Annotated in this window: 14 protein-coding genes; 7 read left to right on the plus strand and 7 right to left on the minus strand. The window is 56.8% G+C overall.

What is annotated here, in order from left to right; all coding sequences use genetic code 11:
• Positions 1-228 precede the first annotated feature (228 nt).
• The 4 genes from rhaB (at position 229) to rhaM (ending at position 4199) form a co-directional block, all read left to right on the plus strand.
• Positions 229-1698, plus strand: a complete 1470-nt coding sequence (gene rhaB / locus A4308_RS06725; protein WP_045281586.1) for a rhamnulokinase — start codon at positions 229-231, stop codon at positions 1696-1698.
• Positions 1695-2954, plus strand: a complete 1260-nt coding sequence (locus A4308_RS06730) for an L-rhamnose isomerase (RefSeq protein WP_045281585.1) — start codon at positions 1695-1697, stop codon at positions 2952-2954. The genes rhaB and A4308_RS06730 overlap by 4 nt, the downstream gene beginning before the upstream one ends.
• Before the next feature lie 72 nt (positions 2955-3026).
• A complete protein-coding gene (gene rhaD / locus A4308_RS06735) occupies positions 3027-3857 on the plus strand; it encodes a rhamnulose-1-phosphate aldolase (RefSeq protein WP_045281584.1) in 831 nt (276 codons plus the stop codon).
• 27 nt (positions 3858-3884) lie between these two features.
• Positions 3885-4199, plus strand: a complete 315-nt coding sequence (gene rhaM, locus A4308_RS06740; protein ID WP_045281583.1) for an L-rhamnose mutarotase — start codon at positions 3885-3887, stop codon at positions 4197-4199.
• Here rhaM and A4308_RS06745 read toward each other — a convergent pair.
• The 4 genes from A4308_RS06745 to A4308_RS06760 all read right to left on the minus strand — a co-directional run bounded on the left by A4308_RS06745 (position 4187) and on the right by A4308_RS06760 (position 9297).
• On the minus strand, positions 4187-5464 hold the full coding sequence (locus A4308_RS06745; protein WP_014885727.1) for an MFS transporter: 1278 nt from the start codon (positions 5462-5464) through the stop codon (positions 4187-4189). The two genes, rhaM and A4308_RS06745, sit on opposite strands and share 13 nt — an antisense overlap.
• Positions 5465-5508: 44 nt before the next feature.
• A complete protein-coding gene (locus tag A4308_RS06750; RefSeq protein WP_045281582.1) occupies positions 5509-7632 on the minus strand; it encodes an alpha-galactosidase in 2124 nt (707 codons plus the stop codon).
• Between the two features lie 103 nt (positions 7633-7735).
• Positions 7736-8731 (minus strand): LacI family DNA-binding transcriptional regulator, encoded by a 996-nt coding sequence (locus A4308_RS06755; RefSeq protein WP_014885729.1) that lies wholly within the window; start codon positions 8729-8731, stop codon positions 7736-7738.
• 17 nt (positions 8732-8748) lie between these two features.
• Positions 8749-9297: a helix-turn-helix domain-containing protein gene (locus A4308_RS06760; protein WP_014885730.1), complete on the minus strand. Its 549-nt coding sequence runs from the start codon at positions 9295-9297 to the stop codon at positions 8749-8751.
• Positions 9298-9400: 103 nt separating this feature from the next.
• Here A4308_RS06760 and A4308_RS06765 point away from each other — a divergent pair, with 103 nt between their 5' ends.
• Both A4308_RS06765 and A4308_RS06770 read left to right on the plus strand, forming a co-directional pair.
• Positions 9401-10060, plus strand: a complete 660-nt coding sequence (locus A4308_RS06765; RefSeq protein WP_014885731.1) for an AzlC family ABC transporter permease — start codon at positions 9401-9403, stop codon at positions 10058-10060.
• Complete coding sequence (locus A4308_RS06770; RefSeq protein WP_014885732.1) at positions 10060-10383, plus strand: AzlD domain-containing protein; 324 nt, start codon at positions 10060-10062, stop codon at positions 10381-10383. Before A4308_RS06765 ends, A4308_RS06770 begins: the two co-directional genes overlap by 1 nt.
• Positions 10384-10423: 40 nt before the next feature.
• On the opposite strand, the gene A4308_RS06775 is transcribed toward A4308_RS06770, so the two are convergent.
• On the minus strand, positions 10424-10636 hold the full coding sequence (locus A4308_RS06775) for a DUF1471 domain-containing protein (protein ID WP_045281581.1): 213 nt from the start codon (positions 10634-10636) through the stop codon (positions 10424-10426).
• Positions 10637-10840: 204 nt separating this feature from the next.
• On the opposite strand from A4308_RS06775, the gene A4308_RS06780 reads away from it, so the two are divergent.
• Positions 10841-11806, plus strand: coding sequence for a hypothetical protein (locus A4308_RS06780; RefSeq protein WP_230278741.1), 966 nt, complete (start codon positions 10841-10843; stop codon positions 11804-11806).
• 40 nt (positions 11807-11846) lie between these two features.
• On the opposite strand, the gene A4308_RS06785 is transcribed toward A4308_RS06780, so the two are convergent.
• On the minus strand, positions 11847-12059 hold the full coding sequence (locus A4308_RS06785) for a DUF1471 domain-containing protein (protein ID WP_014885733.1): 213 nt from the start codon (positions 12057-12059) through the stop codon (positions 11847-11849).
• A 114-nt stretch (positions 12060-12173) separates the two neighbouring features.
• Entirely contained in the window at positions 12174-13010 is an 837-nt protein-coding gene (gene fdhD, locus A4308_RS06790) for a formate dehydrogenase accessory sulfurtransferase FdhD (RefSeq protein WP_014885735.1), read from the minus strand.
• Positions 13011-13149 lie beyond the last annotated feature (139 nt).

Consider the following 13149-nt stretch of genomic DNA (forward strand, 5'->3'; position numbering starts at 1 on the left):
AGCAAACGCCGCAAAACCTGCCTGTTTTTCAAGAATAAGCGGGAAAGATCCGGAATTGCGGTCAACATCACAGTGGCTGAACGGCGCGCCTTCGCGGAAAAGTGTGAACCCCCTCACGTTCATCTTTGCTTTCTTGCCAGCACGGGTTGCGGACTGTCAGTGGCGAGAAGGTGGTCTTTTCGCCCCTTTTTTACACTCAGCGCTAATGATTTCAAGAAGGATCCGACCATGACCTTTCGCCATTGTGTCGCTGTGGATTTAGGCGCATCCAGCGGCCGTGTAATGCTCGCCACCTGGGACTGCGACCAGCACACCCTTTCCCTTCGCGAGATGCATCGTTTTGCGAACTGCCTGCAAAAACAGGACGGCTTTGATACCTGGAACATTGATGAACTTGAGACGGAGATCCGTACCGGGCTCAAAAAAGTCTGCGATAGCGGGATCCTCATCGACAGCATCGGCATAGATACCTGGGGCGTCGATTATGTCTTGCTGGACAGCAGCGGCGCTCGCGTTGGCCTGCCCGTCTCCTACCGCGACAGCCGCACGGATGGCCTGATGGCGCACGCCATCGCCCGGCTAGGTAAGGATGATATCTACGGGCGCAGCGGCATACAGTTTCTGCCGTTTAACACGCTGTATCAGCTGCGCGCGCTGGTCGAGCAGCAGCCAGGGCTGGCAGCAGACGTTGCCCATGTGCTGCTGATCCCGGACTACCTGAGCTATCGCCTGACCGGCAACATGAACTGGGAATATACCAACGCCACCACCACCCAGCTGGTCAACATCAACTCGGATAACTGGGATGAGCACCTGCTGGCCTGGACGGGCGCATCCCCGGCGTGGTTCGGTACGCCGACCCATCCCGGCAACGTCATCGGCCAGTGGGTGTGCCCGCAGGGGAATGCGATCCCGGTCGTTGCCGTGGCGAGCCACGATACCGCCAGCGCGGTTATTGCCTCGCCGCTTTGCGGTAAAGATGCCGCCTATCTCTCTTCCGGCACTTGGTCGCTGATGGGCTTTGAAAGCAAAACGCCTTACGTCAGCGAGGAGGCAATGGCCGCAAATATCACCAACGAAGGCGGGGCCGAAGGGCGCTATCGGGTGTTAAAGAACATTATGGGGTTGTGGCTGCTCCAGCGGGTGCTTAAGGAGCAGAAAATTACCGATCTGCCCGGGCTTATCGCCGACACCGAAAAGCGCAAAGCCTGTACGTTCCTGATTCATCCCAATGACGATCGCTTTATCAATCCAGCGCACATGAGCACCGAGATCCAGGCCGCCTGCCGCGAGGCCGGACAGCCTGTACCATCAAGCCCGGCCGAACTGGCGCGCTGTATTTTTGACAGCCTTGCCCTGCTTTATGCGGATGTGCTGAGCGAGCTGGCCAGCCTTCGCGGCAGACCGTTCGACACGCTGCATATTGTTGGTGGCGGTTGCCAGAACGCGCTGTTAAACCAGCTTTGTGCCGATGCCTGCGGCATCACCGTGGTGGCGGGCCCGGTCGAGGCCTCCACGCTCGGCAATATCGGCATTCAGCTGATGACCCTTGACGAACTGGCCAGCGTGGACGATTTCCGCTCGGTAGTCACCGCCAGCGGCAGCCTGACCACGTTCCTTCCCGATCCCTGCCATGAAATTGCCCGCTACCGGACGCAGTTTCAGCAAAACCGACTGACTAAGGAGCTTTGCGCATGACCACTCAACTTGAACAAGCCTGGAACCTGGCTAAACAGCGTTTCGCCGCCGTCGGCGTGGATGTCGAAGCGGCACTGCGTCAGCTCGACCGTCTGCCGGTCTCCATGCATTGCTGGCAGGGCGATGACGTCGCCGGCTTCGAAAACCCAGGCGGTTCCCTGACGGGGGGTATTCAGGCAACCGGTAACTATCCCGGGAAAGCGCGCAACGCGACCGAACTGCGCGCCGATCTGACGCTGGCGCTCAGCCTGATACCCGGTCCGAAGCGCCTGAACCTGCACGCGATTTATCTGGAATCCGACGAGCCGGTCGCGCGTAATGAAATCCAGCCGAAACACTTTAAAAACTGGGTGGCGTGGGCAAAAGCCAACGGTCTGGGCCTGGACTTCAACCCGTCCTGCTTCTCGCACCCGCTCAGCGCTGACGGCTTTACCCTCGCCCATCCCAGTCACGAGATCCGTCAGTTCTGGATCGACCACGTGAAGGCCTGCCGCCGCGTTTCAGCCTGGTTTGGTGAACAGCTTGGCACCCTGTCGGTGATGAATATCTGGATCCCGGACGGCATGAAGGACGTCACCATTGACCGCCTCGCCCCGCGCCAGCGCCTGCTGGCTGCACTGGATGAAGCCATTAGCGAGAAGCTTAACCCGGCGCACCATATTGATGCCGTGGAGAGCAAGCTGTTCGGCATTGGCGCGGAGAGTTATACCGTCGGCTCGAACGAGTTCTATATGGGTTACGCCACCAGCCGTCAGACTGCCCTGTGTCTGGATGCCGGGCACTTCCACCCGACGGAGGTCATCTCCGACAAAATTTCTGCCGCCATGCTCTACGTGCCGCGCCTGCTGCTGCACGTCAGCCGTCCGGTGCGCTGGGACAGCGACCATGTGGTGTTGCTGGATGACGAAACGCAGGCCATTGCCAGCGAGATCGTTCGCCACGACCTGTTCGACCGCGTTCATATTGGCCTCGACTTCTTTGACGCCTCCATCAACCGCATCGCGGCGTGGGTTATCGGCACCCGCAACATGAAGAAAGCGCTGCTTCGTGCCCTGCTGGAGCCCACTGAAGCACTGAAACAGCTGGAGCAGGAAGGTGACTACACGGCCCGCCTGGCGCTGCTGGAAGAGCAGAAATCGCTGCCGTGGCAGGCCGTGTGGGAAATGTACTGTCAGCGCAACGACGTACCAACAGGCAGCCAGTGGCTGGAGAACGTGCGGGAGTATGAGAAAGACGTGTTGAGCACACGCGGGTGATTCAACCCTCCCCGCAGTATAAGTAGGCCGGGTAAGCATAGCGCCCCCCGGCATTTTCAAAGGAACCACAGTATGCAGACCATCACCCATTCCTGGTTCGTCCAGGGCATGATTAAAGCCACCTCTGACGCCTGGTTGAAAGGGTGGGATGAGCGTAACGGCGGCAACCTGACGCTGCGCCTGGACGATGCCGACATCGAGCCGTACGCCGCTGATTTCCATCAAAAACCGCGCTATATCGCCCTGAGCCAGCCGATGCCGCTGCTCGCTAACACGCCGTTTATCGTCACCGGATCCGGCAAGTTCTTTCGCAACGTCCAGCTCGACCCGCAGGCCAGTCTCGGCGTCGTGAGGGTGGACAGCGACGGCGCGGGCTACCACATTCTTTGGGGGCTCACGGACGAGGCAGTACCCACCTCTGAACTGCCAGCGCACTTCCTCTCGCACTGCCAGCGCATCAAGGCGACCCACGGTAAAGACCGCGTCATCATGCACTGCCACGCCACCAATCTGATTGCCCTGACCTACGTGCTGGAAAACAACGCCGATCTCATCACCCGCAAGCTGTGGGAAGGCAGCACCGAGTGCCTGGTGGTCTTCCCGGACGGCGTCGGCATTCTGCCGTGGATGGTGCCCGGTACCGACGAGATCGGCCAGGCAACCGCCAAAGAGATGCAAAAGCATTCTCTGGTGCTGTGGCCGTTCCACGGCGTTTTCGGCAGCGGCCCGACGCTGGATGAAACTTTCGGCCTGATCGATACCGCTGAAAAATCAGCTGAAGTGCTGGTGAAGGTCTATTCCATGGGCGGTATGAAGCAGACCATTACCCGGGAAGAGCTGATTGCACTCGGTAAACGCTTTGGCGTTACGCCGATGCAGTCGGCACTGGATTTGTACCCATAGCCGTCCGCGAAAGCGAATGGAGGCATGATGATCCGCAAAGCGTTTGTGATGCAGGTAAACCCGGACGCGCACGAGGAGTATGCGCGTCGCCATAACCCCATATGGCCCGAGCTTGAAGCGGTGCTGAAAGACCACGGCGCGCACCGCTACGCCATTTATCTCGACAAAGCACGCAACCTGCTGTTTGCGACCGTGGAGATTGAATCGGAGGAGCGCTGGCGCGCGGTAGCGAATACCGACGTTTGCCAGCGCTGGTGGGAACATATGGTCGACGTTATGCCGTCAAACCCGAATAACAGCCCGGTGAGTACGGAGCTTACCGAAGTGTTTTACCTGGACTGATGTGTTAACGCTGCTGCCCCCGAGGCGGCAGCAATCTCCTGCCTGCTGCTCAACGTAAACGCCGACACCACCGTAATTGCCAGCACGAAACAGCCCAGCATCAAATACGTCTCCTGGAAACCGATCCGGTCATACATATTTCCGGCAAAGGCAGAAAGGAAAATCGCCGCCGACTGTTTGGCAAACTGGAAGCCGATCAGATAGATAGTCGCCGACAGTCGGGTATCAAACACCCCGGTGATGTACTTAAAGGCGCCCACCAGCAGGAACGGGACTTCCAGCGCGTGCAGCATCTTCAGGGCAATCACCTCCACGGCGGTGGTGGCGAACGACGAGCCGATAATACGCGTCGCCATTATCACCCCGGCGATCAGCAGCGTATTTTTCGCGCCGATACGGTTAATGATCCACGGCGAGCAGAACATGATGATGGCGTTACAGATTTCCCCCGCCGTGGTGGCAAAGCCAAAGGCGCGAGTGCCTTCCTGCGGCGTGGCGAAGAAGGTTTTAAAGAAGGTGGCAAACTGCTGATCGAAAACGTCATACACGCAGGCAACGCCAATCACGTACAGAATGAACATCCACATTCTGCGCTGGCGGAACAGCTTAAAGACGGTTCTGGCAGTGATCTGCGGCTGGTTGGCTCCCAGGGCGTTCATCACCTGCGCCGTCTGGTTGGGCTTCGGCTTCGCGACCACCAGCAGCAGCATCAACAGCAATGCGGCCCCTGATCCCATCCAGAATACATACGACGGATCGATGCCGAACAGGATGCCGCCCGTAGACGCGCATAGCCCCCAGCCGAGACAGCCGAACATGCGCGCCTTGCCGTATTCGAAGAAACTGTTGCGGCTCACGCGTTCGATGTAGGCCTCGATTGCGCCCGATCCCGCCGAGAAGACAAAACCGATATATAACCCGCCGCTCAACGCCCCCAGCCAGATACTGGTTTTCAGCAGGGGCGCGAAGACGTACAGGAAGAACGGTGCGAACAGGAATAACAGCACCGAGATTATCCACAGCAGGTGTTTTTTCAGCCCCAGCTTGTCCGAAATCACCCCCAGCACCGGCTGGAACGCAATGGCCGACAGCGAGATGCAGGAGAAAACAATCCCGGTATGGGTTTTATTCAGGCCGATGATATCCGACAGCCAGATCGGCAGGAACGGAAAGCAGGTGGCCATGATGAAGAAGTAGAGAAAGAAGAACAGCCCGAAGATCCAGAAATTTGGGTTGTCTTTGTGGGTACAGGTTGTTGTGTTCATTATTTTTATCCTCAACGGAGGGCCAGTTTCCCGGCCCATCACCTTTACACGCGTTCCACGCCAATCAGAATGGCGGTTTCCGGATCGAGAATCGGCAGCGCAATGCCCCCCTGCATCAGCCACTCACCGCTCACCGTTTGCGGTGTTTCCATCCACGCCGGCAGCTTGCGCATGGTGTGCCCGCCTTCGCCCGTAATTTGAATATTCGGGTGATCGAGCAGCGCGACGCGGTACTGCGCGCTGGCCTCCAGCCCCGGCATGCGCAGCGGCATCATCAGGCTGTAATCCGGCATCGCGAGCTGGCTGACCATAAATAGCCCCTGCGCCTTGTCTTCGCTCACAATCCCCTGCGCCAGCGTGGTGGCGTCCGGCATATCAATCCGCCATTGTGTGCCGTGGTGGATCACCTCTCGCCACTGCTTGTGCAGCGCGGCGTAATGTCGATACCCCTCGCGCTCCTGCGCGTCCACGGTGAGCGGATCCAGCTCCAGCCCCATATGGCCAAACAGCGCCGTCAGGCCGCGAAATTCAATGCTGTGCTGGCGGAAGGTGGCGTGGCATTTATGATGACCGATATGCGCCCCCATCACCTCCGGCGGGAAAAAATAGCTCATGCCACGCTGGATGGTGCTGCGCTCCAGTGCGTCGTTGTTGTCGGACGCCCAGAAGCGATGGCTCCGGCTCAGCACTTCGTAATCAATGCGCCCGCCGCCGGAAGAGCAGGATTCGAATTCAATATGCGGGAAGCGCTCGCCCAGCACGTCCAGCAGCCGGTAAAACTGACGGGTCTGGGCGTCGGCGGCGGCTTTACCGTTGTGTCCCGGCTGCACCAGCTCGCGGTTCATGTCCCATTTCACGTAGTCGATCGCATGCTCGCCCAGCAGCCAGCTCATGCGTTCCACAAGATAATCAAAAGCCTGCGGAATGTTGAGGTTGAGCACCAGCTGATGACGCCCGGTCGCCTGGGCATAGCCCGGCAGCGCCAGCACCCAGTCAGGATGCGCGCGATACAGATCGGAGTCCGGGTTGATCATCTCCGGCTCAACCCAGATGCCAAACTCCATGCCGAGCCGTTTGACGTGGTCAATCACCGGCGTCAGGCCATTCGGATATTTTTTCTCATCCAGATACCAGTCGCCCAGCGCGGCGTGGTCGTCATTGCGGCCTTTGAACCAGCCGTCGTCAATAATAAAGCGCTCCACGCCCAGCGTGGCGGCCTCGTCGGCCATGCGCATGATGTAATCCGGATCGTGGTTGAAGTAGATCCCCTCCCAGGTATTGAGGTGTATCGGACGCGGTTTATTTTCCGGGAAGCGGATGACGTTGTCGCGCAGGTAGCGATGGAAAGACTGGCTCATGCCGTTCAGGCCCCGCGGGGAGTAGCTGGCATACAGGCGCGGTGTCCAGAGCGTATCGCCCTCTTCTATCGCCATTTCCCCCGACAGGTAGAGCGCTTCGGCCTGAATATAACGGCGACCGTCGGTTTTCGCTTCCGCGCGCAGGCGATGGTTCCCGCTCCAGCCCAGATGCACGCCCCAGACGTCACCCTGCATTTCGCTGAACGATGGCGTACCGGCTATCAGTGCAGGAAAGTGTTCGTGGGAGGTTTTACCCCGGCGGTTTTCAATCACAACGCTGTCGTGCTCAAGGTTTACGCGGTGCGGCTGGAACTCTCTGATCCAGCGTCCGTGGAAGGCCATCACCTCCCGGGCGCGCTCGGCCACCGGCAGCGTGACGGCAAAGCGGTCAACCTGCCAGGGACGTGCTTTCAGGTTCGTTAAACCGTGACGAACCACCAGCACGCCGCTGTCGTCCAGCGCCAGCTCGCTGGTCAGACGCAGGCCCGCATAGTCATCTTCAGCGGTAATCGTCAGGGTGTTTAATTCCTGCTGTACCCGCGTAGTTCTGAATACCGGGGAACCGTCCAGCCCCTGTCGGTGCCCCTCAATACCCGGCGAGCCAAACAGGCCATGCCCGAGTTCAGCCATCAGCGTAACCGGAGAATCGACATCCAGCCTGCCGTTAGCAACGGGCCGGGAAAGGGTTTCAGCATTTTGTGGCGAAAAGTACTGAAGATGCGGCCCCCAGTAAATAATTTCGGCGAACGGGCGCGTTTTTATCACCACATCTACCGTCGCGCTTTCAAGTCGTAAAATAGAATCTTGCATCAGACATCTCCTGTCATGGGATGCCTTGAGTTTTGATCCGAAACGTTTCGGATACAAACCAAAACGTTTCGGTTTTGTGATCGGGTTTAGAAAATGGAGATATTCAGGCCGTCTGGCCGGGGGAGAATTCCGGTTGCCAGAGCACCTGAAGCTGCGCAATATCGTCGCCGTTAATTAGCCGGCGGACCATGTCGGCAATCTGTTTTCCGACACCCTGACGGGTGGACTGGATCACCGACGCCACGTCGGTATCGACGATACTGTCCTGCGGCAGTCCGTCGTAGACCACCAGCGACACGGCGTTGTCGCCGGATAAACGCCCCAGCTGTTCGAGCGCCATCGCCGCCCCGTCGCCGTGGGTGTTGCAGTCAGTAATGATCGCCGTGGGCGGTTGCGGCAGGGCAAGCAGTTCTTTCGTGGTGGCATATCCCACGCGGCGCGACGGCGGCATGGCGCGCAGCCATTCGCTGGAAAGCCCGGCTTCCCGCAGAGCGTCCAGATAGCCCTGACGGCGCTGGGTGATAAATGCCTGATTATTGCTTTCGCCGAGCAGCGCAATACGCTGATGGCCTTTCTCAATCAGCCAGCGGGTAGCATTGTACGTACCGGCATAGTTATCGAAATCAAACCACGCGTAAGGCTGCGGCAGCTGGCTGCGCCCAAGCGCCAGGAAAGGGAACCCGGCGGCCTGCAGCTGCTCAAGCCGCGGATCGCGATCCAGCGTATGCGCCACAATCAGCGCGTCGACGCGCCGGCTCTGTACCATGCGCATATAGCTGTGCTTATCCGCCAGATCGTCATCGGCAATGAGCAGTAAGTCGATCTCATGTCGCGCCAGTTCGTGGCTAATTTCGCCGACCATGTCCATAAATACGCTGTTATTGAGCGGAACAGGATGTACGGGAAACACCAGCCCGACCGCGTCAATTTTGCCCATCTTCAGGCGACGGGCGAAGGTGTTAGGTCGGTAACCACGGCGCTGAGCCTCGGCTTCCACGCGGGCGCGCGTCTCAGCAGAGACGTCGTCATAGCCGTTGAGGGCGCGGCTGACGGTCGTAATGGAGAGTCCCAGCTCTTTGGCAATGGCTTTAAGCGACATGATTTTCCGTATCTACGTTAATTTTGTTCCGCCACCAGCAACGCATGCGTGTCTGGCTCCAGCGCCTTAAAAATGTGCGGCTGGTCGGCGGGGTAACAGATGTAATCCCCGGCGGCGAGCTCCTCTGCCGCATCCAGCAGGCCGACCAGGGCCCTTCCCTGCATGACGATAATATGTTCTACCGAGCCAGGCGAATGCGGCTGAGAAATGCGGTCTGCACCCGGCTGGGTCATCAGGAGATAGACATCCCGTCGCGCGCCTGGCGGGCACGCAGCCAGCAGTATGGCTTCATAGTTTGCCTGTCCGGCAACCACTTTCGTTCCTTCACCACGGCGGATCACCTGCGTGCTCGGCAACTGTGGCTCCAGCAAACGGGCGAAGGGAATATCAAGCGCCACGCAGAGCGACCACAGCGTCTCCAGGCTGGGGTTGCCGTTGCCGGATTCCAGCTGGGAAAGCGTGGATTTAGCGATCCCGGCACGGCGGGCAATTTCCGCCAGTGAAAGCCCGGTTCGCAGGCGTTCTCGCACCAGGCTTTTGGCGATTACGCTAATTGGCTGCGTCATATAACGGCCCTTTTGTTCTATAAATCGAACGAATCGTTCGTCTTGAAAAACAGTTCTGTTGCGTTCATTATAATGGATACACGTTCGATATGGCTAAAATTGTATGAAGCATCATCTCTCCTGCCTGAAAGGCGACACGATAAAAGCAATCATCCTGGTTTGCCTCGCGGTCGGCGTGGTCGGGATGTCTTACGGCTCACTGGCGATGGCCTACGGTTTCCCGCTTTGGGTGCCGTTTGTTCTCTCGCTCACCGTCCTCGCGGGCGCATCGGAATTTATGTTTATCGGCATTGTGGCCAGCGGCGGTAACCCTCTGGCGGCGGCGGCAGCCGGTTTGCTGGTCAACGCACGCCATGTGCCGTTTGGCGTGACGGTGCGTGAACTGGTAGGCAAGCGCGGCCTGAGCCTGTTGGGCTGCCACATTATGAATGACGAAAGCGTGGTGTTTGGCCTGTCGCAAAAAACGCCCGAGCAGCGTAAGGCGGCGTACTGGTTATGTGGTTTAGGCGTGGCAATTATCTGGCCGGTGGGCGCCTTGCTGGGCGCCATGGTCGGTAAGCTGCTCCCGGCCCCGGAAACCATCGGGCTGGATGCGGTCTTTCCGGCCATTCTGCTGGCGTTAGTGGTTCCCGCGTTTAAAAACCGTACCACGTTAATCCGCGCCTGTAGCGGTGCCGTGCTATCCCTGGCTGCCGTACCGTTTGCCCCGGTGGGATTACCGGTGCTGCTCTCTTTACTCGGTCTCGCTGCGAGGAAGAAATAATGGAAAATATGACGATTTTTATTCTCGGCATCGCCATTTTGTCTGCGGGAACCTATTTGATGCGTCTCGGCGGAGCAAAACTCGGCAACCGACTGGCACTCTCTGAACGATCTCAGGCACTGCTGTCAGATGCGGCAACGGTGTTGCTGTTTTCTGTGGCACTGGCGACCACATTTTATGAAGGGGAACATTTCGCCGGGATGGCGCGCGTGCTGGGCGTGGCGTTTGCGGTATTTCTGGCGTGGCGAAAAATGCCATTGATTGTGGTGATCATCGCGGCGGCAGTAGTGACGGCGCTACTGCGCGTGGCGGGCATAAACTAAAAAAGCGCCCCGGGGGCGCTCTTTCGACGGTGTGACTGGCTTATTTATTCAGTTCAGCAGTCATGTGTACGCGGTTACCCGTGAATGCCTGGGTAATTTTGTAGGATGATGCACCCGCTTCCTGAGCCTGTGCCGCGATTTTAGCTTCTGCACCGTCAATGGTAGAGGCGGTTGCGGTCACAGTCTGTGCAGCGAAAGAACCGAAAGAAGCAGCCAGAGCGATTACAGCGACAAAATTTTTGATGCTTTTCATGATATAAACCCTTTCGTTAAGTTGTTTTGGTAAGGCACTGCGCCTTGATGAGATAAATACTAGACCTCATCCCGAACAACTAAAAGCGGAAGGATTTGCTATTATCATTCAAAATTACTGAACTCAAAAAAAACGTTATGCATTGCGCTGATATCTGTTTCCTGATGTCCTGAACGTCAGCCTTTTTCAGGGAGAAAAACGCCGATGCAAAGCAGAAAACAACCCTCATTCCTCATCAGACATAGTACTGCCGTCCATTTTATCGCTTATGCGGGCGCCATTTTTGTCATAACGCCCTTTAACAGTAAAGCGATGCCCGTCTTCGTCTGGATGGCCATGCTGATAGCCTGCGCTATCATCATTTCCTCACGCATAAAACCCCTCACGCTGTTGCAGCTGTCCCAAATGGAATGGGGTGAATACAAAAAAATAGCGGGCTCGACGCTGATGTCTTCTCTGCTGTTTTTAACATCGTGCGTGGCATTTAAATATTTCGCCGGAAATGGCCTGGAGCTACCCGTCACGCTCGCGATCGGGACGGTGGGATGTATCTACTATTCCATCACCCTCTATCTGGACGCCGTGGATGATGACAGAAAGAAAATTGCGAAAAAGGCTTTCACCCTTACACGTGGTGTATGGCTGTTAATTTCCTTCATCTGCTACATACTGGCGCGAAAGGTCTTTATGGACGTCACGGATGTCACCTACGAGGCGACTTTCAATAAAATTACGTCGTTTGGGTTCTTTTTAATCTTCTGCACCTTATTCTTTTCCATGGTATTTCTGCTATTCACGATGGCGCTTCCCTTGTTGCAGAATTCATCGGTCCAGTTTAACGTCATGGCGATTTCTGCCCCCCTTTTCTGCGCTGGCTATATCTTCTTTATTGCCTATAACGTCAATACCAGCCGGGTGCTTGAATACGTCCTCAATGTGACAATCGATTACGACACTCGGGATACGTTTTACTGTAACAATGAATATCGAATTCTCAACGACTATCCCAATGCGCGCTTTATGATGGTAGGTGAAGGTAATTATCGCGTGTTTACGCCAAAAAAGCGGGATTACGGGATCTGGCGTCTGACCTGTAAAAACGTCGCGCCTTTTTATTCCCTGGTAGAGGTTCAGGAAAGAAAAGATATTGTTAAAAAAGAGAAAAAATAAAAAAGCGCCCCGGGGGCGCTCTTTCGACGGTGTGACTGGCTTATTTATTCAGTTCAGCAGTCATGTGTACGCGGTTACCCGTGAATGCCTGGGTAATTTTGTAGGATGATGCACCCGCTTCCTGAGCCTGCGCCGCGATTTTAGCTTCTGCACCGTCGATGGTAGAGGCGGTTGCGGTCACAGTCTGTGCAGCGAAAGAACCGAAAGAAGCAGCCAGAGCGATTACAGCGACAAAAGTTTTGATGCTTTTCATGATATAAATCCTTTCGTTAAGTTGTTTTGGTAAGGCACCGTGCCTTGATGAGATAAATACTAGACCTCATCCCGAACAACTAAAAGCGGAAGGTTTTGCCTGAAACATTCAAAATTATTGATCAACTATTAATCGCTGCGGATGGGTATAGATTGTTGCCCTTCCCGGCTTGCAGAACCCGACCAGCGTCAGGTTGCAGCGCTCCGCCACTTCCACCGCCAGCGTTGTGGCCGCCGATACCGCAAACAGGATTTCCACACCGCACATTGCGGACTTTTGCACCATCTCATAACTTGCACGGCTGGAAACAAGCGCCGCGCCCTGTTGCCAGACCTCGCTTTCTCGCGCCCGGCGTCCCAGCAGCTTATCCAGCGCGACATGGCGGCCCACGTCTTCATGCCCTCCGGCAATATCGCCCGACGGCAACACCCACGCCGCCGCATGCGTACAACCGCTTAACTGGCCGATGGGCTGTACGTCGTTGAGATGCTCAAGCGCATGATCAAGGTGTGCCAGATTGAATGTCTGGGTAAACGGCAGTGGCGCAACGGGCTTGCCGATATCATTGAGCTGCTCAACGCCACACACGCCGCAGCCGGTGCGTCCGGCCAGCGCGCGGCGGCGCTCTTTCAACCCCATAAAGCGACGGCTGGAGAGTTCGATTTGCACTTCAAGACCGTTACAAGCCTTCACCACGTCCATCCCGTAGATCTCCTGCGGATGCGCAATAATGCCTTCCGAGAGAGAAAAGCCAATGGCGAACAGGTCGAGATCTTTCGGCGAAGCCATCATCACCACATGCGAAATACCGTTGTAAACAAGTGCAACAGGCACTTCTTCCGCCAGCAAATCGGGCGTGGCGTGGGTAATGTGGGGCGGTCTGCGTACCGACAGTTCCACAATGCCTGCAGGCAGTGGCGACGAGTGGGTAGCACGGTTTTGTTTAGACACAGCGGTATTCCTGAACAACCACGGAGGTGAGCCTGCTATTGCAGCATAAACAACAGGCCTTACGCATAGTATGGATCAACTTTTCGACAATCATTCTCCTACTCATTTAGAAGGGGTGCAACCCGGCCAGCGCTACACC

The organism is Enterobacter sp. ODB01 (genome assembly GCF_001623605.1).
GTDB lineage: Bacteria > Pseudomonadota > Gammaproteobacteria > Enterobacterales > Enterobacteriaceae > Enterobacter > Enterobacter kobei.